We start from the raw sequence: 21,937 nt of genomic DNA, 5'->3' as shown, positions 1-21,937 counted from the left end.
GGGGCCAGGGCGAGGGCGGCAGCCTTCGGCGCTCCCTCGGGCTCTGGCAGCTGACCATGATCAGCATCGGTGCCACGCTCGGCACCGGCATCTTCGTCGTCCTCGGTGAGGCCGTGCCCAAGGCCGGCCCGGCCGTCACCCTGTCCTTCGTGATCGCGGGCCTGACGGCACTGTTCTCGGCCCTGTCCTACGCCGAACTCGCGGGCCCGATCCCGGTCCCCGGGCCCCCCTCCCCCTCCCCGTCCGCCCCCTCCGCCGGCAACTCCCGGGCGAACAGATGGTCTTCGGCCGCTCCCACGATGACCACGTCACAGCCGATGAGCTCGTCGGCCGTCTGCCCGGCCTGTTCGGGATCGGTCGTCCGGGCACCGGCGAACCGTGTCGCCGCGGCCTGGGCCAGCGGGCGGGAGAACAGCCGGGCCAGCGGGCCCGACGTCCAGGACAGGCCCGTGACCGGGGTGGCCCGCACCCCCTTGCCCGCGCCGAGACGGCCGTCCGGCGACAGCGTCGCCCCCGAGATCAGCAGCCCGCCCCGGGAGAGCTGCGCGTGATCGAGGCTGCCGGAACCGAGCGCCACGGTGGCCGTGGCGGCACCCCGCGCCCGGGCCGTGCCACCGGGCTTGACGTCGGCCACGGAGAACCAACGCCCCTCGTCGGACAGGACATGGGTGACGACCCCGCCGTAGCCGGTGGCGGAGATCACCGGCTCCCGGCACACCCCGTGGACCCGCAGGCTGCCGCCCGGCCGGTAGCCGCGCCGGGCGGTGCCGACCAGTGCCGGGTCTGGGTCGGACACGGCCAGCAGGCCGCTGGTGAGGAGCAGTTCACGCAGGGCGGCCACCAAGTCGGCCAGCCGGTGGCCGTCGTGGCGGGCGCGGGCCGCGCGCAGCGCGCGCACCACCCGCAGAGCGGCGGCCTCCGGGCGGTGCAGCCCGGCGAGCCGGGCCGTGTGCGCGGCCCGCAGCAACTCGGCCTGCGGTACGGCGCCCGCACCGGGCACCCCGGCGGCCAGCACAGCGGCGGCGGCATCCCAAAGGCCTGCCGCGGCCGACACCTGGGCAGCGGTCGGTCCCACCGGCGCCGCGTCCGCCTCACGCGTGTCCGGTGCCCCGGCACCTTCGCCAGACGAGGTCGCCCCGACACCGGGCTCTTCGGGCGAGGGATCCGGTGTCCCGGCCGCCACGTCCGTGTCGGCCACCGGAGCGGCACCGAGAACGGCCGCGCGATGCAGACAACGGGGCGCGAGCAGACAGCTGCACCGCGCCTGACCGTCCTCCACGACCGCACCGGACGGTCCCGGCGTGAGGGTGACCTCGGCGTCCTCACCGCATCGCACGCGCCATGCGGTGCCGTCGGCGGTGACGGGCAGCGTCGCGTAGGTCTCGATCGCGGCGTCCAGCTTCTTGCGCAGCCGGGACGTCAGCTGCTCCACGGCGGCGGCGACCACCTCGGGTGCCACGGGGGGCAGTTCGGTGTTCATCGGGTCTCTCCGCGGAGCCGGTCGCCCACCCAGCGGGCGAGGGCGAGGGGACTGAGGGCGGCGACCGGCATCCCGGCCGCGACGAGCTGCTGGGCCACCGGGACCGAGTAGCGCGGAGTGCCGGTGTCATCCAGGGCGGCACAACCCATCAGATGGACGCCGGAGCTCGCGAGGTTCCGGACCTCGCCGAGGAGCCCGCCGAGCGGATACCCCTCCTCGAAGTCGCTGACCACCACCACGAGGGTCCGGCTGGGGACGGTCACCAGGGAACGGGCCTGGGCCAGACCCGCCGCGATATGCGTGCCGCCGCCGACCCGCACCTCCAGGAGCAGCGACAGCGGGTCGTCGACGCGCTCCGTCAGGTCGATCACCTCCGTGGAGAAGGCGAGGAAGTGCGTGCTCAGCGTGGGGACCCCGCCCAGCACGGCCGCGGTCAGCGCCGACCAGACGACGGACGCCTCCATCGACCCCGACACGTCGACCACCAGGATCAGCCGCCAGTCCGCCTCCCTGCGCGAACGGGTGCTGAACACCGGCCGCTCCGGGACGACCAGCGTGCGGCCGTCGTCCGTCCTGCGGGTGTGGGCGAGGTTGGCCCGCAGGGTGCGCGGCAGGTCGATCCGGCCTCCCGGCCGGTGGGTCGGCCGTGGTGTGGCCAGCCCGGTCAGCGCCGGGCGCAGCCGGGTGGCCAGCTCCTTGGCCAGTTCGTCGACCAGACGGCGCACCAGCGGCCGCAGCCGCGCCAGTTGCTGCTCCGGCATCCCCCCGGCGAGGGTCAGCACGGACGTCAGCAGGTCGACCGACGGGCGGACCGCCTTCGGGTCGAGCTCCGCCAGGACGTCGCTGCGGCCCTGGTCGGCGGCCCGGGCCAGCACCTCCTCGCGGACATCTGTGCCGAACAGCGCGTCGAGTTCCTCGGCCCACTCGCGGGCGGTCGGGAAGGACGCCTCCTGACCGCCGCCGGGGCCTCCCTCCCGGCCCAGGTCCGCAGAGCCCTCGCCACGGCCGGTGCCGTACAGCTCGTCGAGCGCGTGCGCGTAACGGCGGGCGCCCTGCGGCAGCTTGTCGCTCTCCCGGCCGAGGAGCAGCCGCCAGCGGTCGGTCGGCGTGAGGTGGAGGGCATCGGCGTTCCCTACCCCAGGCCGGGACGCGGTCACCTCGGGCGCCCCGGTGGTGTCCGCGGCCTCCGGAGACGCGGTGTTCTCGACCGCCGGAGCCAGGGCCGTGCCCAGGGGTGGCCGGAGCGCGTCGACCGCCGCCCGGCCCGCCGCGTCGGCGGCCGTCCACAGCGCGAGCAGCTGTGGCGAGGCGCCGAGCGACAGGTCGAGCCGGTCGCCCAGGCGCTCGGTCACCGTGTCCAGCAGCCGGCCGCGACCGGCCGGGCTGAGCGCGTCGAAGCCGCCGCGCAGGGCGGGCAGCCGGGCGAGGAACCCCTGGTCGGTGAGCGTGTCGATGCGGTCCAGCAGCGGGTCCAGGGCGGTCGGTGCCGACTGGAGCAGAGGAGCGGCCCCGCTGAGCAGGCCGGTGAGGCGGCGGTTCAGCGCGTGCCGCTCGTCGGGCCCGGTGGCGGTGTCGATCCAGCCCGCGGTACGGGTGCCGAGCGTGCCGGCGTCGTCCAGGTCGAGCATGACCCGGGCGGCGAGCGCGGCTCCCTGGACCAGCGGGGATCCGGTGCGCGCGAGGTCGTCCAACGCGCCGTCCATCCGCAGCCCGAGACGGTGTTCCCCCGCGCGGGAGGCGAGCGCCACGAGCGCGTCCGCGTCCTGCGGGTCGTCACTGCCCGCCAGTCCCGGCAGGGACCGTACCGCCGACTCCAGGAGTTCCGCGGCGAGTTCGACGGCCGTCTGCCGGGCCTCGGGTGTGGTGCCGGGCAGATGGCCCCGCCGCAGCGCCTCCAACAGGTCCAGGGCGCCGAGGAGTTCGGGGAGGGTGGCGCAGGTGGGGAGTATCTCGGCGGCGTCGGCCAGCCGCTCGGCCACCAGATCCGGCAGGTCGCACCGGGCGGCGCCGTGCAGTGCCGCGAGGACGAGGGCGCTGGTGGGGCCGCCGTCCGCGGACTCCCTGCGGAAGGTCTCCCGCAGGGTGCCCTCGGCGGCCAGGGCCGCCGTGACACCCCGGATGCCGGCCAGATCCAGCCGGACGGGCACGGCCGGGGTCCAGGACAGGCGCCACCGCGTGGTGAGCGCGGCCGCATCCCCGGTACCCGCCACCTGGACCGGCTCGCCGTACCCGGCCGCGCACACGGCCAGCCGCTGGAGCAGCACCTCGCGGCGGCCGTCGAGCGCCGACCGCATCGGGTCCAGCCGCAGTTCACGCCCGGCGGTATCGTCGGGTCCCGGCAGGCGCAGCGCGGCGAGCTCCGACTCGACGGACGGGCCGAGCCCGGAGCGGGGCGTGCCCGGGGCGATGCGGCCGCGGTCGGTGCCGACCAGGACGACCTCCAACGCCCGCGCCAGGGCCCGGCCGCGGCCGAGCGGCTCGCCCTGGCCCATCACACTCGTCAGCGCCTCCAGCACCTCGCCGCGGCCGGGAGCCGACAGACCGCGCAGCCGGGCCAGGTCGCACGCCACGCGCAGCGTCTCGCGGGCCTCGCCGGTACCGGCGACATGTCCGGCCGCGCGCAGCTCCCGGCAGACATCGGTGATCGCCCGCGCGGCGGCCTCGTGCAGCCGCTCGGGATCGCCGCCGGCCGTGAACACGGCCTGCTGCCAGCGCGGGTCGCGGATACCGGCCGGATAGCCGGAACGGGAGTCCAGCAGATCGAAGGCGTACGGCACGAGGGAGGTGACGACGGCCGACTGCCCCGCGACGGCCACCGGTTCCGAGGCGGACGCCTCGGCCCCTTCGGATCCTTCTGATCCCTCGGTCAACGCCGGTGCGTGGAACGCTCCTACGACCGCCGCGACGCGGCGACCGCCGACCGCGGCGAGAGCGATCACCTCACGCATGTGCGCCTCGCGGGCCAGGTCCACCGCGGGGACCCCGCCCGTGGACTCGGCGTCGCGTCGCAGCGCCCATCCGACGCCCAGGGCGGCCCGGCGGACGGCTTCGGGGGCGCAGCCCGGGGCGAGGACCTCGACACTGCGGTCCCACATGTCGTCGCCGTCGCGGCCCGTTCCGGCAGCCGTGAGGGCGGCCGCGAACGCCGTGGGAGCCTCGGCCGCCGACCGGCGGGTGTCCCCGGCTTCGGCGGTCCAGCGCGGGTCGGACATCGGCAGGTCGCAGCAGACGACCCGCGCCCCACGCTCGCGCGCCCAGCGGATGGCGGCGAGTTCGGGCGAGAAATCGGCGAAGGGGTAGAAGCCGAGCCGGCCGCCCTCACCGGCCCCGGCCAGCGCGACCGGGGCGAGCGTGCCCGGCGCGCCGAGATGCGTCAGCCACGGCTGGAAGTCGGTGGGCAGCTCCACGCACACGACCTCGGCGCCACAGGCGTCCAGCAGGGCGGGGACTGCAGCGGCGAGCGCCGGGCTGTGGTGCCGTACGCCCAGCAGGTACGGCACCACCGAGCCGGCGAGGGCGGCGAGGGCCGCCCTCGGTTCCTGAACGAGTGTCACCGAAGGTTCTCCCGCAGGTCCCACAGCCGGCGCCAGGTCGCCGAACCGTCCTCGGCGCGGCGGCGCACCGGGCCGTCCCAGTAGCCGAGGAGCCGCGCGTGGTCGGCCGGGTCGTCCTTGCGGACCACGCCCAGGAGATGGCCGGGGACCAGGTCCAGCGAGTCGCCGCCGGGGAGGTAGGCGGCGGCGACCCCCAGGGAGACGGCGACCTGCACCGCCTCCGCGGTCGACATCACCGTCCCCGGGCGCTCCACGTCCCAGCCCTCGGCCGAGCGTCCGGCCCGCAGGTCGCGAAAGACGGTGAGCAGGACGTCGAGGACCGCGTCGTCGACACCGAAGGCCGCGCCCGCCCGCTCGACGGCCGCCGTGGCCTGCCGCTTGACGAGGGCGGTCTCGGCCTCGACGTCGGCGATCGGGTGCACGGTCTCGAAGTTGAAGCGGCGCTTGAGGGCGGCGGACATCTCCGACACACCGCGGTCGCGGAGGTTGGCGGTGGCGATGACGGTGAACCCGGGCGCGGCGGCGACCTGCGCGTCGTCGGTGCCGGACAGCTCGGGCACGCTCATCCGCCGGTCGGACAGGATCGACACCAGCGCGTCCTGCACCTCGGGCAGACAGCGGGTGATCTCCTCGATACGGGCCACGCTCCCGGCGCGCATCGCGGCCAGGACCGGGGAGTCCACCAGGGCCTGCGGGGTGGGACCCTGGGCGAGGAGGAGGGCGTAGTTCCAGCCGTAGCGCAGGGCGTCCTCGGTGGTGCCCGCGGTGCCCTGCACGGTGAGGGCGCTGGTGCCGCACACGGCCGCCGACAGCAGCTCGGACAGCATCGACTTGGCGGTGCCCGGTTCGCCGACGAGCAGCAGTCCGCGTTCTCCGGCGAGGGTGACCACGCACCGCTCCACCAGAGCGCGTTCGCCGACGAACTTGGGGGCGATGACCAGGGCGTCCGGCAGCGCCTCGGGTGCGTCGGGCAGCTTCAGGGCCTCGCCGCCGCTGCCGCAGACGAACGTGATCACGGCGCGGGGTGTCAGCAGCCAGCCGGGCGGACGGGGACCGTCGTCGTGGGCGGCGAGAAAGGCGAGTTCGGTGGCGAAGCGCTCTTCGGCGGGCAGGGTCTGCCGGGCCGGGAGGGCCGACACCGTGTCGGTCAGGGGCATGGATGTCCTTGCTCGGTGGATCGGTCTGTGTCGGGGCGTGGGGGAGACAGACGTGGGGGATCGGGGCGCCGCCACTGAGCGGCGCCCCGGGCTGTGTGACGTCAGCGGCGGCGGGCCCGCCGCACCTTCAGCTCCTCGAACCGGGGTGCGTCGCCGTCCAGCACCCGCTGCCACGCCCTGCGGTAGAGCTCCGCGGCCGGCTCGAACGGCACGATCACACCGAACGGTGTGTGCTCCTCGGTCACATCGTCGAACAGCGGCAGCTTCCAGCGCTCCAGCGGAACCCGCGGCGACGACTGCGAGACCCAGCCGCCCGGCAGGAAGAGCGACCTGCCCGCCCGCGTCCGGCTGGCCTCTACCACCAGGTCGGTGGCGGCCAGTTCGGCACGTGCCGCCTTGAGCCGGGCCGGCTTCCAGCCCGTCCACCGGGCCGTCATCCGGTCGGTCGGGTCGGGCATGGCGAGCAGCATCAGATAGAGCGTCGCGGCGTCCTCACCGAGGCCGTACTCCTTGGCCGCCTCGGTCACCAGCTCGGGCACCGAACGGCCCGGGTCCTGCGGCCACCACGTGCCGTCCTTGCCCCGGTCGCCCGCGAGCGGCTCCCCGGGGTCCGCGAGGAGGGCCGCGAACCGCTGGTCGCGCACCAGACGCAGGGCCACTTCGGCGGTGTAGGGCCGCTGATTGTCGACCCGTACCGCGGGCAGGTAGGGGTCCTGGCCCGCCTCGTCGAGGAGCGCGACCCGCAGGCCCGGCGCGGGCTGGTCGTCGTGGGTGGCCAGCACGACGGCCCCGTACCGTTCGAAGCCCGGACCGGTCTCCGAAGGGGCACCGGCGGTCTTCCGGAAGTCGGGGAGGCTGATGTACCGCCCCAGGTCGAGCATCAGCCCGGGGTGGGCGAGGCGTTCCCGCACGGCGGTGAGCGCCGGCGGCAGCGCGGCTCGCACCGCGTCGCCGGCGGGCAGCCGGTGGGCCAGCCAGGCCGTGAGACCGACCGCGCCGACCAGCGTGTCCGCCGTGAACCCGTCCGTGTCGTCACCGACGGGCTTGACCCGGTCGCCGTCGACCGCCCACTCCAGGTCGCGGCTGAGCCGGGGAGAGCCGGCCGGGTCCAGCAGGGCGGGCAGCGCCTGCCGGACCGCCCAGGACGCGTGCCGGAACGTGCGCCCCGCGTCGCCGAGCAACTCCTCGGGCACGGCTACCCGCTTGCCGACCTGGGCGTTCCACACCGCGGCGGCCGCCGCCACGTCCGGGCCCTCGGTCCACAGCAGGGCGGGCTCGGCGGGCAGGAGCGCGCCCACGACCGCGGCACGCACCGCGCCGTCGATGGCTTTCAGCTCGTCCTTGGCGACCGCCGCAGGGGCGACCTTCACGCCGATGAGGGTGCGCGCCTCGGTGCTCAGGAAGGTCCGCTCGTAGACGTCGATCCGCGGCAGACCGGCGACGATCAGCCGGGCCATGGTCTCGGTGACACCGGTGCGGCGGGCGAACTCCTCGGCGGCCGCCGGGAACCAGGGGGCCGGGCCGCGCGCGGCCAGCTCGGCGAGGAACCTGCCGAACCGTCCCGTGTCGGAGTCCCCGCCGAGCGGCTCCGACGCCAGCGTCCGGTAGGGCTGCGGTGCCTCGAACCGGTCGGCCGGGTCGTGGAAGTAGCCGGTGAAGGTGGCGCCGTCGTCGTCCAGCTCGCGGCGTCCGGTGACGGCGATGAACGCGCCGTCGGCCAGCGGGAGCAGCCCGTTCCACTCCCCTTCGCGCCATTGGCCGGTGGGAGTGCGCAGTGGGCCCGCGGGCACGTGCAGGCTCACCCTGCGCCAGTGCGCGGACGCGGCCGGGGCCAGTCCGAGGCGGTCGAACTCGACGAGCAGCGAACGCACCACCTCACGGTGCTCCTCGGCGGTGGTGCCGGAGGCCGCACGGTAGGCCAGGGCGGCCGTCCGTTCGAGCAGGGACTCCAGGCTCGGCTGCCCGGTCGGCAGCGGCTGACCGTCGAAGTGGAATCGGGCGTCGGGGAGGGCGGTCCCGGCGAGCCCCGCGGCCCGGGCCAGGAGGCGCAGGGAACGGAAGACGGTGTCGGCCTCGTCGTCACCGTGCCACCAGTAACCCCTCGTCGTACCGAGACCGCTGGTCGCCGCCGCGAGCCTGGTGTCCGGCGGGCCCGCGGGCCCCTCGTCCTCCAGACCGCCTTCGAGGGCGCGGGTGAGCCGGGCGGCCGCCGCGTCCAGGACGGCCTGCTGGGCGGCGGCGTAGCGGGCGACGCCGGCGATGCCCGTCACCAGCGCTTCGTGGGTGACCGGGAGGAGGGTGCGGATCGCGTCGGACACGGCCTCCTTGTCCTCGCTCGCCGCGGCGGCCAGCAGCTCGGCGGCCGTGTCCCGGTCGATGGCCCGCAGCGCCTTGGACCCCTCCGGGTCACGCGGCGTCAGGCACTCCCAGAACTGCACGGGCGGCAGCAGCAGGGTGCCCTCGCCGAAGGCGCCCGGGGTGCGGTCGGTCTGCGCCCGCGCGGTGACGGTGCCGTCCGCGTCGACCAGTTCGAGCTGCCAGTTGTCGCGCACGACGGCGCTGGCCCGCTCGGCGCCCGGGAAGACGACGAGCGCGGTCGGTTTCCCGGCGTCCGCGGGCAAGGTGACGGTGTGTCCGGCGAGGTTCTCGGCGCGCCGTGAGCCGTCGGGCAGTTCCACCACGCGCAGGCCGACCAGGCCGTCCACGGGAGCGCAGGTCGCGGTGGCGTCGGCGGTCGGGGAGGGGCGCAGCCGGCCGCCCGCGAAGCTGCTGCCCTCGGGGGCGTCGCGCAGGGCGTCGGCCAGGAAGGCGGGGCGGCTCATACGGCCGCGTTCGCCGGTGGCCGGGTCGTACTCGTACCAGCCGTGCGTCTCGCTGTCCTCGGAGTCCGCGTGCCACACCCAGTAGGAGGAGCCGTCGAAGAGTAGCGGACGCTCCTCGGGCAGAGTGGTGTCCCCGGCGTGCAGGACACCGCGTCCGGTGGTCCGGCCGCCGTCCGGCAGGGGCAGGGTGATCGGGAAGTCGGCCCGGTACCAGTCCATCTCGGTGCCCCGGGTGCCGTGCGGTCCCTTGAGGGACTCGACGCGGTCGGCACGGGAGTGCCAGTAGCCGCGCAGACCGTCCTTGCGGGAGCTCCAGTAGACGAGGAGTTCACCGTCCACGTGGTGGAAACCCGGGTCGCCCGACACGTCGTTCGCGGGCAGTCGCAGGTCATGGGTGAGCAGGGTGCCGTCGGCGCCGATCACCCGCGCCTGGGCGTTGCCGGCCACGACGAGGTGGGGCCAGGCGTCGGCGACGACGATGTCCTCCACCCGGTCCTTGGGAACGAGAGCGGCGGTCGCCTCCTCCCAGGCCGGCCAGCCCAGTTCGTCGAAGAGCCCGGTACGCAGGGTGCGCGCCAGCACCGGTGCGAGGTCGGTGCCGACCGCGGCGCGGACGTCGTCCTCGGCCAGCGCCAGCGCCTCGGCGGGGAGCCACCCCAGCCGGGTCAGCGCGTTCGGCAGGCCGGGCAGACCGACGGCGGTGAACCGCCGTACCACCGAGCTGACCCACTCCGCCAGCCAGGGGCGGACACCGGGCGACGCGGCGAGCAGCCGGATGGCCCGCTGTGCCTGGTCGGTGTTGTGGAAGTGATCGGCGCCCCGCAGGAAACCGTCCCGGAAACGGGACTCGGCGCCCAGCCGTACGAGGTCCCGCTGCCCCTCGCCCACGGCCCACGCGGTCAGCGGCAGCGCCTGGTCCTTGGTCGGGGCCGCGACCGGTACGTCCAACGACAGCAGCAGATCGATCAGGTCGATGTCGTGGAGCACCGTCAACGCACCACCGGACGCGGTGAGTTCGGCACGCATCCGGTCCGCCGCCCGCTCCACCAGCGGGTACAGCTCCGGCATCCGGGTGGAGGCGCGCCAGGACCGGGCCCGCTCCCGGAACGTCAGGAAGCGCTCCAGCCAGTCGGCCGTACCGTTGCCCGGACGTTCCTCCGCGGGCAGCGAGCCGTCCCACAACCCCGCCGCCGCGCCGGACTCCTCCAGCACCTCCAGCCACATCGCGGGCAGCGCGCTGTCGGCGCCCGCGGGGAGCATGTCCAGCAGCGTGCCGCGCACCCGCCGGTCCCGCTCGGCCAGCGCCACCAGGGCGGCACGGTGGCCCTTCCACCAGCCGGCCGCGGCACGCAGCGTCGCGGGCAGGCCGAGCAGCTCGGCCAGATAGTCCTGCTCGGCGCGGTCGGCGTCCTGGCCCGCGGCGCGGGCGAGCTTGCGCAGGTCGTTGGCCATCTGCGCGGACGGCGGCAGACCACCTGCGGTGCGGCGCAGACACAGCCGGGTGAAACGACGCAGCGCCTCCTCGGCCGGCACCCGGGCGGCCAGCTCCTTGCCGTACGAGGACAGCACCTTGACGGGGAGGGCACCGGCCAGCGCGAACTCCAGGAACACCGCGTCCAGGCGCTCCTCCTCCACCGTCAGTCCGTGCTCCGCCTCGGCCTTGCGGGCGCGGGTGAACAACTGGGCGGCGTAGGTGGCGTTCTCCTCGGCCAGGAACACCCGTCCGGCCTGCTCGTAGAACGTCGGCAGGAAGTGCGGCACCGAGGCGGCCAGCCGCTGGCCGAGTTCCAGATAGGCGTCCAGGGCGGCCTTCGGACGGGACTTCGCCTGCCGGGCCGCCCGCTCCAGGTCCGGTACGACACCCAGCGCGTGGTGGCCGTCCTCGGGGTGGTGCACCAGCACCCACTCGGGAAAGCCCAAGGACTGGCGCAGCCCCAGCCCCACGACGGCCGGCTCGCCGTCCGGCTCCATGCCGAGGAACCCGGCGGCGAGGTCCTCGGCCGCCCCCAGCTCACCGGCCACCAGCCGCACCACCACACGGTCGTCGAGGCCCGGGTGCCGGTAGGCGCGCGCCGTCAGCGGCACCGCGCGCTCGCCGCCCCCCTCGGTGTCCGGCGGCAGCACCGCGCCCGCCGCCAGCAGTTCCTCGTACGACACCCGCGTCCCCCCGCTCATGCGTTCTTGCCTTCCTCGATCACACGCCCGGCATAGAGAGCCGCGGCCATCCGCATCCCCTCCGACCAGGCCACCGGGCCCACCTCCCGCAGCGGCAGGGCGCGCCCGTCCTGGTCCTGCCAGGTGAGGCTGCCGGTCTCCACCGTGTCCTCCCAGTACGGCTCACCGATCCACACGGAGGCCTCCACGGTGCGTTCGCCGTCGCGGACCCGAGCCGTGGAGTAGCCCCCGGAGACGCGGTAGCCCAGCGAACTCGCCCGCGCGGCCAGCGCGAAGCGGGAACGGAAGGAACCGCCGGTGAACTCCCGTATCTCGGTGGCCTTGGGGTCGAGGTCGTCGGGCCGCTGCCAGGTCGCCCGGTGGATCTGCTCGACGCGCTGGACGATGCCGAGCTCCGCCGCGAACTCCCGGATGTCGTCGAGGTCGGGGAGCAGCACCGGATGCGGCAGGGTGACCGTGCGCGGCGACAGCCGTACCGTCTCGCCGTCCAGATTCACCACTCGCAGCTCGCCGTCCTCGGTGGCGCCCCGCAGGAATCCGACCTCGTCCGGGTCGTCGCCCACCACGGCCATGTCACGCAGCGCGGCCTGCCAGGCCTCGTCCGGCCACACCCGGGCCAGCAGGCCGGTGGGCACGGGCAGCGACGAGACCATCCAGGAGTCGACCTGTGCGACACATGCCGTGGCGTGCCGATCCAGCCATTCGGCGAAGCGGCGCAGCCGGTCCACCTCCGGGTGGTCGCGCAGCGCACGCGGCAGTGATTTCAACTGCCGCCCCGCCGACCGGCCCGAGGTGGCACGCGCTGCCACCCGCCCTTCCACCAGGGCGACTTCATACCCGTCACCCGCCGAGAGCCAACCCACGAGTCCCCGCCTTCCGCATCGAGACAGCAAGAAGAAAGCACAGTTCAGCCGGGGAGATCCCGGCGCCAGTGCGACGATGTGAGGAACGTTAGCGGCGATCACTGACAATCGGTCCCGCGGGCCGGTGCCGGGGTCGTGGCAGGCGCGCGCGGAAGGGATGGCGATCGCGTCCGTGAGAAGTCTGCGCGGTCGGCGCTGAGCTGCGAAGTCGCGGACCGGAGCATGCTGTTTCAGCCAGGTCGCGCGTGCGTGAAGGTGCGTGCGAAGTGCTGGAAGAGCGAGACCGGTTCGTGACGGCGTGTCATGCCGTCACGAACCGATCGAGGGATCGCGTCACATGTAACGGCGCCTGGTGCGGCGCAGGAGCACGAACCCGGAGACGAGCAGGACCGCTCCGGCCGCGGCGGGCCACAACTGGCCGCCGGTCTCTGCGAGGCTGCCGCTGCCGCCCTGCGGGGCGGGCTGGGCCTCGGCCGGAGGCTGCGCCACGATGCCGGTCGAGCCGCTCTCGGACGCGCTCGGCGTGCTGTCGTTGCGGGGGTACGAGGTGGCCTCGGGGGACTGCACGTCGGGCTTCTGGGTGGCCGAGGGCGAGGTGTACGTCTTGGGCTGGTCGTCCGCGGGTGCGGTGCTCGCGTCATCGCTCGGTTCGTCGGCGGTCGGCGTCGGCTCTTCCTGCGGCTCGTCGTCGGATCCGCCGGGGTTCTCGGAACCGGTGCCGGAACTGGGCTCGGGGTCCGAGCCGTTGTCGTCGCCGTTGCCGTCGTCTGAACCGTTGCCGTTGCCGTTGTCGTCGCCGTTGCCGGGCTCCTCGTCCGCGCCCGCTCCGCACTGGCGGCCCTCGTTGATGCAGCCGACCATCTCGTTCATCAGGCCTTCGTCGAAGACGTTGATGAAGTCGCCGTGGTCGGTGACGGGCTTGTGCAGCTGCTCGGGGAACGCGTCCACGGCGAAGAGCGGAGAGGTACGGCCGCCGTCCTGGAGGCTCGGCGCGTCGACGTCGTAGACGATGCGCTGGACCAGCTGCGGGATGGCCTCGAAGCCGGCCGGGCAGGCACCGTCGGCCTGCGCGAACGCCACGTGGGTGCGGTGGTTGGCGCTGTCGATGTTGCGACCGTCCCAGCAGCTCTGGAACTTGAAGGTGCGGACCACGTCACTGCCCTGGGGGCAGACCGGGTACTTGTCCTTCAACTGGCGGTCCTCGAACCCGGTGCAGCTCCAGGACGCGTTGGCGTTGGTGGTGCCGTTGACGAACGCCTTGGCATCGCCCGTGATGATGCGCAGCAGCCGCGGCATGGCCGTGACCTTGCTGTTCGGGCTGCCGACGAAGGTGAGGGTGACGTCCTTGGGCGTGACGATCTCACCCGCGTTGCCCTCGATGCCGCCGCCGGGGGCGCCCGCGTCCTGCTCCTGGGTGCCGTTCTGCAGACGCAGGACGGGCCAGTAGTAGGAAGACTTGTCGCCCTGATCGACGCAACTGGTACCGCCGTTGGCCAGCTCGTTGTCGTCGGCGAAGGCGTTGTTGGCCTGGTTGCCGATGTAGTCGTGGAAGTGGTGGGCGCCGTTGGACACGCCGGGGGCCACGATCACGTTGTCCGAGTTGAACAGGCCGTTCGCGTTCACACCGCAGCTGGTGGCGAAGGTGCCGCGGGAGGCGTCGCCTCCAGGATTCGGGGCCTGTGCGGCGGGCGGTGCGGTGGTGATGTCGGCGAAGTCGGCGGCGACGGGGCCGTTGCCGGACTGTCCGCCGTTGCCCTGCTGCTGGCCGCCCTGATCCTGACCGTCCTGCTCCTGGCCGCCTTCTTGACCCTGATCGCCCTGATCGCCCTGGCCGTCCTGGGATCCGTCCTGCCCGTCACCCTGGTTGTCGCCCTGCCCGTCGCCTTGGTCGTCGGCCTGGTCGTCGGACTGGCGGAGTGCGCACGCCGCCAGCTCGTCGAGGCCCTCGGGGCGCTCCCCGGCGCGTTCGAGTGCGGCGGCGATACGCTCGATCGTCGCGGCCCGGTTCTCCGCCAGCGGATCCATGATCCCGTCTGCCGCGGCCTCGTCACCCTGGACCGAGGGGTCCTGCAACTTCTGGTACGCCTCGGCTATCTGCTGGTCCAGCAGAGCGAGTTCTTTGTCGACCTCCGCCCGCGCGTCGTCCGGCACGTTCGTCAACGTGTCGCCCACGTCGGGGCAGTCGATCGTGCCCGCCTGCCAACCGCCGTCGGTCGTCCGGCTCGTGTCGGGGCTGCCTTCGGTCGCGGAGGCGTACACATTCGCCGCCACCAGGCCACCACCCCCCAACATGAGCGCTACGGCTGCAAAGGTCGCACGTCGTGCACCTGTTGGGCGTCTGCGATTACTGCGTCCCACGGAAGTACTCCTGCGCCTGTCGTCCGTCCCGGGCATGGAAATCCCCCCGGACCCATACGGACGGGGACTCGCGTCCGTTCAAACGCATCGGAAATTCACAGCACCCTCATAGATGACGGGGGTGTCGTGGGCGCCCTCGCCAGTACGCGCGGCTCAGTCCCAGTCAGAGGGCGGTTGATCGACATGGCCACCCTTGTGGGGTGTGCGGATGTGGTCCTCGGCGCCGTCGGGCAGGGCGGCCACGCACGCGGACGAGCAGGCATTGACCAGCAGGGGCAGCACGTCCGTGGCCACCCGGATCGAGATCCACACCTGATGGAGGCCGTTCCGCGTGATCGGCCGTTCGCAGACACCGCATTGGTGCACGGCGGTGGCTCCCCAGCGCCCGGGATCGAGGTGGGCCGTGTCCAGCTCCGTGACGGAGTCCCGGGAGGGCTCCAGACGGGGGAAGGGCGGCCGCAGCTTGTAGTTGCCGAACAGCGCGCGGGTGCTGACCGTGCTGCTGATGAGCTTGCGGCACCGGGTGATCTCGTACGGGAACCAGTGGAGCCGGTAGGAGGTGTACGGCGTGAACTGCTCCAGGCCGGTCATGGCCCCGATCTCGGGCGGGATCCGCACGAGGTTGCTGCCGTAGAGCATGAGGTGCTTGACCGCGGTCAGCTTGGCGATGCTCGGCGGCAGGGTGACGACCTGCCGCCGCTCCGCGGGGCTCAGTTCGGCCAGGGGACGGAACTCTTCACGGCCGTCGGCGGCGGCCTCGTCGACCAGCTCCAGCAGGTGCTGCCAGCCCGGGGCGGAGGTGTCCTGCCGTTCGGAGTGGAACCCGACGTCGGCGCCCGGCCGCGGCTCGGAGCCGTCGAAGCACGAGCAGATGTCGGTGGAGGGCTCCGGCCCGCCCCGGCCCGGCGCCGAAATGTCGCCCCAGCGGTTCGCATGGAGCGTCGGTTCTCCCTCGTCCGTCATGGCGCCAACATACGAGGAACGTTGTAGAACCACATAACGGTTCGCATCCGTTACTGGAGCACTTCGTCGGTCCGGCCGGCCGTGATCACCCCGCGCCAGACGAAGGCGATCAGCAGGGCGACAGCGACCAGGAGTCCGCTCGACCACGCCGGCCCCAGAGCCGAGGCGCTGAGGGTGGACGCGGCGATGAGGGGGCCGACGGCGGCACCGACGTTGAGCGCCGCCGTCGCGTACGAGCCGGCCATGGTGGGGGCTCCCGCGGCCTCGTAGAGGACCCGGGTGATCAGCGTGCTGCCCAGCGCGAAGGACAGCGCGCCCTGTACGAACACGAGGGTGAGCAGGGCGACCGGCTCGTCGGCCAGCACCGCCAGCGCCGGCCAGCCGACGAGCAGCAGGGGCCCGCCGACCGCGATGAGCCGGCCGGGCCGCCGGTCGGACAGACGGCCGGCGACGGTGACCCCGACGAAGGAGCCGATGCCGAACAGCACCAGGGCGACAGGGATCCACAGCTCACTGAGCCCGGCGGTGTCGGTCACGACGGGCGCCAGGAAGGTGAGGCCGCCGAAGGTCGCCGCGTTCACCAGTGCGCCGAGCAGCATCACCAGCAGCAGCCTCGGCTTCGCGAGCTGAACGAGCTCCGCCCGCAAGGCCGGACCACCGGTCGCCCCATCGTTCCCCCGTCCCCTCGGGATCCCCTTGAGAATGCCGAGAGCCGCGGGCAGGCAGAGAGCGGCGACAGCCCAGAACGTGGCTCGCCAGCCGAGCAACGCGCCGAGGACCGACCCACCAGGGACACCGGCGATCGTCGCCACCGTCGTACCCGACAGCAGTACGGCCAGTGCGCGACCCTTCCTGTCCGGTGGGACGAGCGTGGCGGCGGCCGTCAACGCGACGGCGAGGAACCCCGCGTTCGCGAGCGCGGCGACGACCCGGGTGGCGAACAGGACCGGGAAACTCGTGGTGATGGCGCCCACGGCGTGGGCTGCCGCGAAGACGAGGACGAACCCGAGAAGACCGGAGCGCCTGGGCCAGTCGCGGGCCAGGGCGGCGACAACGGGGGCGCCGACGACCATGCCGATGGCGAAGGCCGAGGTGAGCACGCCTGCGGTACCGACGGTGACATCGAGATCCGAGGCGATGTCCGGCAGGAGGCCGGCGAGCATGAACTCCGAGGTGCCCATGGCGAAGACCGCCACGGCAAGCAGATAAAGGGGGAGAGGCATCGAGTGGCTCCGAGGTGAGGAGAAGCACGAGAGGGTCATCTCGTCACCGCGGCCAGCCCTCAGGAGCACGCTCGTCCCACCGCGGGACGCGGCGCGACGGCAGGGCTGTGAGCTCAGTGGTTCAGGGGGCTGACGGCGTGACCGAAAGCCCCCACCTCGTCCGACTCAGGACTCGACATGGCCCGCACGCTACCCGACCGACGTCGGCCAGGGCACCTCGGTTTCCGGGGACCCGGACCGCGTCTCCGACGTCGTGTTCCGCACCGGCCACGCCGGCCCTACGGCCGTGTCGGGGCCACTCAGTCCTGCCCCGCACGCGGCAGGACCTGGACGGTGTCACCGACCGCTCGCTCACCGGCCGCGTCCGACGGCACGTTGACCAGCACCCCGTCGACGGCCATCGTGCTGGAGCCGCCACCGTCGAGGTTGAGTGCCTGGACGGCACCCAGGGACCGCATGAACCGGGCGGCCTCGGCGAGCGTGAGACCTTCGCTGACGCCGGGCTGCCGGCCGTCGACGGTCACCAGCAGCAGCCTGCCGTGCCGGTCGATGCCGGCCAGGGTGCGGGGCTGGCGGACGTTGGACCAGGCGAAGCCGAAGGAGAGGTCGAGCGGGTCCAACGTGCCCTCGGTGGCGGCGTCGATGTGGACGCGGCCGTTCCGGACGAGGGTGGGTGCCGCGCTGACGATGTCGTCGTCGGGACCGAGGCGCAGCTCCCGCCCCGCAGCGTCCCGCACGGTCTCGCGCAGGTGCAGCCGTCGGCCCACCTCGGCATGCTCGGCCAGCCAGTTGGCTGCCGCCCCGGTGCCCTGGAGGACGGAGCCCCCGGCAGGCACGGAGCCGCCCCGGTCGCCACGGGAGACGACGACATCCTGCTCGTCCAGGACGACCTGGACCCCGGCGCCCGTCGGCAGCGGTGCCCCGAACGAAGCGGTGAACCTCACCAGATCGTCCGCCAGGGAACACGTGAGGTCCTGACGGGGCAGTTCGGTGGGTACGGCCCCGGGACGCCCGCAGTTGCGCACCTTGCCCGGCACCCGGTTGATGCCCTCCACCGCGTGGACGGCGGATCCGGCGCGCACGGTGGCGCTGCTGGACAGATCCGCGACACGCACGTGCCGTCCCCCGTCCTGGAGGACCAGCGCCGCGCGAGAGCCGACCGCCATCGACTGCAACTCACCGTCCACCACCGACAGACCGGCGACCGTGCCCTGCACGCCATCCGCGTCGGACGTGACGAAGAACCCGCCGTTGACACCCACCAGGGACCCCAGCCGGGCGGCCACCGCCGAGGTCTTCTCCCGATCGGCCGCGTTGCCGCCGTCACTGACCTCGACCGTGCCCCGCAGCCGTCCAGGATCGACCACGGCCACATGGACGCGCTCCGCGTCGGCAGGCTGCCGCCCGTCGTAGCCCGTCCACTCCACGGACGTACGGAAACCGGCCCCCGACACCGCCGAGTTGAGAGTACGGGCCTCGGCCTGGGTGCCGTACTCCCCGACCCTGACCTGCCATCCCATCGTGCCGCGCGGTGTGTCCGCGTACGCGTCCCAGGTCACCCGCTCCAGGCGCGGTGCGAATCCGGCCGCCCGCAGCTTCTCGGCGGTGGTGTCCGCCCAGGACCGGTCGCCGAGCGGCGCCCACGTGGCGGCCCCGGTCAGGCGGTTGACCGCGGGTGCCTGGACCGTGACCGTCCAGACCCCGGCGGCCTCCGGGGCGCTCAACACCCCGGTACGGACCTCCACTCCGGGAGCCACGTACTGGGTCGTCCACGAGATCGCACCGCCGTCGACCGAGGTGTCCCGCTCGCTCGCGGCCGCCGACGGAGCGAACGCGATCAGGGCGAGCGCGGTCCCCAGCGCGAAGCTCCGCGCGGTCCGCCGCCGTCCACGGTGTGCCGTGCGTCCGGGTGTCTCGGCAATCACAGACATACCTCTCCTGACCTCTGACCTGCGCGGTGGGCGACGGCACCTGAGCACCGCACCCGTCATCACAGCTCCGCGCGAGGACCGTTGCGTGAAGACGCGGGCATGACCAGGGAAAGCCTCGCTGATATCAGGGAGACCGAGAAGGAGCGGATCGAGCCGTCTCGCGTTCCTTGGGGCAGAACTCGGCGTCGGGGGGGCTGCGTGGTGGACCGCTGCCCGACGGCATGAGAGCCGGCGGAGCATCGGTCGTGGAGTGCAGGGGAAGAGCACTGCTCAGACTGTGAGAGGCCGGTCTTTCCGTACCTTTCTGAACACTCTCTGGTGATCGTCCTTTCCGAGGTGTAGCGTCCTTTCCAGCTGTCGTGGTTCGCAGTACCTGCCCGCGCTTAGGCGCGGGCGTTTTGCTGTGCAGTGCCGGACCAGGGCGAGCACCTTCAGGACCGCGCGGTGCGGTTCTGACGTCTATTGAGAGGTACCAGCATGGCCAGCGGAACCGTCAAGTGGTTCAACGCGGAGAAGGGCTTCGGCTTCATCGCCCAGGACGGCGGCGGACCGGACGTCTTCGCGCACTACTCCAACATCAACGCCTCCGGCTTCCGTGAGCTCCAGGAAGGCCAGGCGGTGACCTTCGACATCACCCAGGGCCAGAAGGGCCCGCAGGCGGAGAACATCACCCCCGCCTAGTTCTGAAGGCAGTCTTTTCGGGCCCGCGAGCCGAGCTCGCGGGCCCGAAGCATGTGCGGCTGCCGGGATTCAGCGCACCGGGAAGCCGCAGGCGTAGCCCTGTGCCTTGAGCCAGGGCAGGACCCGGCGCAGCGCCTCGACGGTCTGGGAACGGTCGCCGCCCGCGTCGTGGAAGAGGAGCGTCGGTCCGTTGGACAGCTCCTGCTGGACGGTGGCGACGATGGCGTCGGCGCCCGGTCGCTCGAAGTCCTTGGTGTCCACGTTCCAGCCCAGCGGACGCATGCCCCGGGAGGCGGCGAGCTTGCGGCTGTAGGGCGTGAACGCGCCACCGGGGGCCCGGTAGTACATCGGCCGCACACCCCCGGACGCCTCCGTGATCATGCGTTCGGCGTCGAGGATCTGCTGCGACTGGTACGCCTGGTCCTTGGTGTCCATGGTGGTGTCGTGCGCCACCGAGTGGTCGCACAGCCGGTGCCCGGCCGCGACCACCTGCTTCACGAGGTCCGGGTGGGCCTGTGCCTGCGTCCCGACCATGCAGAACGTGGCCTTCACGCCGTTCTCCCGCAGCACGTCGAGCATCTGCGGGGTCCACACGGGGTCGGGGCCGTCATCGATGGTGATGTTGACGCCGCGCGCCCCCTTGTCGGAGGCGTGCGCGATGGTCACCGACACGGGCTTGACGCCGGTGCCCGGCGTGGCGGAACTCTCCGCCCGGGGGGACGTGCCGTCCACGGCACCGGCCTGCGCGGACCACGCAGAGGCACCGGCGGCCAGCACCGTCACACCGAGCGCAGCCCCGACGACCTTGCCGTACCAGCCCCGCCCGCCGCCGTGCTGTGCCATGTCCGTCCCACCTTCTGACAGTTACTCGTTGATCCCGCGTCGCCATACGACACCAGGCAGGACGACGGATGGTGGCCCTGGGATCCGCCTGTTACCGATCAAGGACAATTCCGGGGGAGTTCACGGACAACTCGGCGAGCGGCAGCCGGAACCGGGCTGGAAACTCGCCGACAGTCGTCAGCCGGGGAAGTCGGAGAAGTCGGGGAAGTCGTGGACGATCACCGCCCCGCACCCCGTACGGCATGGATCAGAGAGCCGCCCAGCGGCAGACCATGGCAAGCCGTCACCTCGAAGCCCGCCTCCGCCAACAGGCGTTCGTAGTGCTTCTCGGTCCGCTCCCGGCCGCCCACGTTGCACAACATATGGACGTCCCAGGCCACCGCAGGCGACGGCACCCCCTCGCCTTCGGGCAACAGCCGCTCCACGACGAGCAGTTCGGTGCCCGCCCGCATCGCCCGCGCACACCGCCGGAGAATGGTCAGGCACCGCTCGTCGTCCCAGTCGTGCAGCACTCGGGACAGCAGATAGACGTCGCCTCCCTCCGGCACCGCCACCGTGAAGTCCCCGACGACGAAGGAACACCGCGCGTCGAGCCCCGCCGCGGCCAGCTCCTTGCGTGCCGCCTCCAGTGCCTCGGGTCGTTCCAGCAGTACGCCCTCCAACTGCCCGTGTGCCCGCAGCACTCGCATGAGCAGCGCGCCGTTTCCACCGCCGACGTCGACGACGCGCCGCGCACCGGAGAAGTCCACCAGGGCCGGAACCGGCGTGAACATCTCCGCGCTCGCGGCCATCGCCCGGTTGAACAGCGAGCCGAGTTCGGGCCGTTCGGCGAAGTAGGCGAAGTGGTGCTGCCCGTAGCGGTGGGCGAAGGCTTCCCGTCCGGTGCGTACGGAGTACGTCAGCCCGGCGAAGGAGTCGTAGAACGGGCCGCCGTAGAGCTGGGCCAGCGGCCGGAGGGAGAACTCCGTGTCGGTGCACAAGGGTTGGCCGAGGGCGGTGAGGTGATACGTATCTGCGGCGGACGTCAGCAGGCCCAGCGCGCTGAGATAGCGCAGCAGCCTGCGCAGCGCGTCCGGATCGGTGCCGGTGAGAGACGCGAGGGCGTCGGCGCCGAGGCCGGGCCGGGCGGCGAGGTGGTCGGCGATTCCGAGTTCCGCCATGGCGGCGACGGCCTGGGTGGCCCAGGCGCCGGTCATGACGCCGAGCAACGAGACCGAGGGGTCCGGCAGCGGCTCGTGACGGCCGGGCAGCCGCAGTTCGAAGCGGCGGTGCCGCCGGGTGCGGAAGTACAGGACGGTCACGTTCTCATGGCCGTTGTACCCACCGCCGTCCGGCACCGCGCCGCCCCGCTCCTGGAGCAGCGTCCGCAGCCCGGCCGGTACCACCGCACCCGGCGCGGTGACGGCGAACGCGTGGTGCACCTCGTGCTCGGCGGCGCGTTCGTCGTCGGCGACGGCCTGCCTCGGAGAGTCCGGCGGCACGGGCAGCGCGAAGATCTCCACGCTCCGCCCGTCCACGGGAACATGCACGATCCCGACCGGGGTGTCGCCGACGAGCGCGCCGTAGCGGCGGACCAGCCGCTCGCGGACCACCACGCTCGGCGTGACCGGCCCCGGCTCGAACCCGTTGCGGCGCAGGTCGTCGCAGAGCCCGTCGAGGGAAGCGGGGAAGACGAGCACGGCGGTGTGGTCGAACACGAGGTGGCGGCAGACGTCGTTCCGTTCCTCGACCGTGAGGCCGGGCAGGAGTTCGGCGAGGACCTGCTCGGTGTCGTAGTCGCGGACATGGGCGGCCGCGCGGCCAATTCGCTCCAGGTCGGAAGCGGACAGGCAGGCCTGAGCGACAGGGAGGTTCATGAAGGGGTTTCCGATGATCGTGCGGACGGAA

At 73.1% G+C, this 21,937-nt stretch carries 11 protein-coding genes and 2 pseudogenes; 2 read left to right on the top strand and 11 right to left on the bottom strand.

Features of this window, described 5'->3' with window-relative positions; genetic code table 11:
* A pseudogene (locus HLK59_RS15845) lies at positions 1–218 on the top strand (amino acid permease); the annotation flags it as partial.
* A 38-nt stretch (positions 219–256) separates the two neighbouring features.
* Here HLK59_RS15845 and HLK59_RS15840 read toward each other — a convergent pair.
* The 9 genes and pseudogenes from HLK59_RS15840 to HLK59_RS15800 form a co-directional block, all read right to left on the bottom strand.
* Positions 257–1,480 (bottom strand): annotated as a pseudogene (locus HLK59_RS15840) (hypothetical protein); the annotation flags it as partial.
* Complete coding sequence (locus tag HLK59_RS15835) at positions 1,477–5,034, bottom strand: DUF5682 family protein (RefSeq protein ID WP_171142061.1); 3,558 nt, start codon at positions 5,032–5,034, stop codon at positions 1,477–1,479. The gene HLK59_RS15835 and the pseudogene HLK59_RS15840, both read right to left, overlap by 4 nt.
* Positions 5,031–6,191 carry an AAA family ATPase gene (locus HLK59_RS15830; RefSeq protein WP_171142060.1) on the bottom strand — a complete coding sequence of 387 codons (1,161 nt, stop codon included), beginning with the start codon at positions 6,189–6,191 and terminating at the stop codon, positions 5,031–5,033. Before HLK59_RS15830 ends, HLK59_RS15835 begins: the two co-directional genes overlap by 4 nt.
* Positions 6,192–6,292: 101 nt before the next feature.
* Positions 6,293–11,188, bottom strand: a complete 4,896-nt coding sequence (locus tag HLK59_RS15825) for a DNA-binding protein (RefSeq protein ID WP_171142059.1) — start codon at positions 11,186–11,188, stop codon at positions 6,293–6,295.
* Positions 11,185–12,051: a DUF4132 domain-containing protein gene (locus tag HLK59_RS15820; RefSeq protein ID WP_171142058.1), complete on the bottom strand. Its 867-nt coding sequence runs from the start codon at positions 12,049–12,051 to the stop codon at positions 11,185–11,187. Before HLK59_RS15820 ends, HLK59_RS15825 begins: the two co-directional genes overlap by 4 nt.
* 333 nt (positions 12,052–12,384) lie before the next feature.
* Positions 12,385–14,343, bottom strand: coding sequence for a DUF1996 domain-containing protein (locus HLK59_RS15815; protein WP_240982431.1), 1,959 nt, complete (start codon positions 14,341–14,343; stop codon positions 12,385–12,387).
* Positions 14,344–14,562: 219 nt separating this feature from the next.
* Positions 14,563–15,372 carry a leucine-rich repeat domain-containing protein gene (locus tag HLK59_RS15810; protein WP_206327173.1) on the bottom strand — a complete coding sequence of 270 codons (810 nt, stop codon included), beginning with the start codon at positions 15,370–15,372 and terminating at the stop codon, positions 14,563–14,565.
* Between the two features lie 50 nt (positions 15,373–15,422).
* Positions 15,423–16,595: a Cmx/CmrA family chloramphenicol efflux MFS transporter gene (locus tag HLK59_RS15805; RefSeq protein ID WP_171142056.1), complete on the bottom strand. Its 1,173-nt coding sequence runs from the start codon at positions 16,593–16,595 to the stop codon at positions 15,423–15,425.
* A gap of 299 nt (positions 16,596–16,894) precedes the next feature.
* Positions 16,895–18,526 (bottom strand): phosphodiester glycosidase family protein, encoded by a 1,632-nt coding sequence (locus HLK59_RS15800; protein WP_171142055.1) that lies wholly within the window; start codon positions 18,524–18,526, stop codon positions 16,895–16,897.
* Positions 18,527–19,003: 477 nt separating this feature from the next.
* Between HLK59_RS15800 and HLK59_RS15795 the strand changes: the two genes are divergently transcribed.
* Positions 19,004–19,207, top strand: coding sequence for a cold-shock protein (locus HLK59_RS15795; RefSeq protein WP_037751662.1), 204 nt, complete (start codon positions 19,004–19,006; stop codon positions 19,205–19,207).
* A 69-nt stretch (positions 19,208–19,276) separates the two neighbouring features.
* Here HLK59_RS15795 and HLK59_RS15790 read toward each other — a convergent pair whose 3' ends face one another.
* Entirely contained in the window at positions 19,277–20,050 is a 774-nt protein-coding gene (locus HLK59_RS15790; protein ID WP_171142054.1) for a polysaccharide deacetylase family protein, read from the bottom strand.
* 218 nt (positions 20,051–20,268) lie between these two features.
* Positions 20,269–21,906 carry a methyltransferase gene (locus tag HLK59_RS15785; protein ID WP_171142053.1) on the bottom strand — a complete coding sequence of 546 codons (1,638 nt, stop codon included), beginning with the start codon at positions 21,904–21,906 and terminating at the stop codon, positions 20,269–20,271.
* Positions 21,907–21,937 lie beyond the last annotated feature (31 nt).

The sequence above is a fragment of the Streptomyces sp. S3(2020) genome, assembly GCF_013044505.1.
Taxonomy (GTDB): domain Bacteria; phylum Actinomycetota; class Actinomycetes; order Streptomycetales; family Streptomycetaceae; genus Streptomyces.
Note: the sequence above shows the minus strand (reverse complement) of the source record. Positions and strands in the feature narration are given on the sequence as shown.

Bases quoted from the DNA above. Each gene is read 5' to 3' on its own strand.
- HLK59_RS15805 (WP_171142056.1), bottom strand. From the start codon at position 16,595: ATGCCTCTCCCCCTTTATCTGCTTGCCGTGGCGGTCTTCGCCATGGGC.
- HLK59_RS15790 (WP_171142054.1), bottom strand. From the start codon at position 20,050: ATGGCACAGCACGGCGGCGGGCGGGGCTGGTACGGCAAGGTCGTCGGG.
- HLK59_RS15815 (WP_240982431.1), bottom strand. From the start codon at position 14,343: ATGTTGGGGGGTGGTGGCCTGGTGGCGGCGAATGTGTACGCCTCCGCG.
- HLK59_RS15825 (WP_171142059.1), bottom strand. From the start codon at position 11,188: ATGAGCGGGGGGACGCGGGTGTCGTACGAGGAACTGCTGGCGGCGGGC.
- HLK59_RS15830 (WP_171142060.1), bottom strand. From the start codon at position 6,191: ATGCCCCTGACCGACACGGTGTCGGCCCTCCCGGCCCGGCAGACCCTG.
- HLK59_RS15785 (WP_171142053.1), bottom strand. From the start codon at position 21,906: ATGAACCTCCCTGTCGCTCAGGCCTGCCTGTCCGCTTCCGACCTGGAG.
- HLK59_RS15795 (WP_037751662.1), top strand. From the start codon at position 19,004: ATGGCCAGCGGAACCGTCAAGTGGTTCAACGCGGAGAAGGGCTTCGGC.
- HLK59_RS15810 (WP_206327173.1), bottom strand. From the start codon at position 15,372: ATGACGGACGAGGGAGAACCGACGCTCCATGCGAACCGCTGGGGCGAC.
- HLK59_RS15800 (WP_171142055.1), bottom strand. From the start codon at position 18,526: ATGTCTGTGATTGCCGAGACACCCGGACGCACGGCACACCGTGGACGG.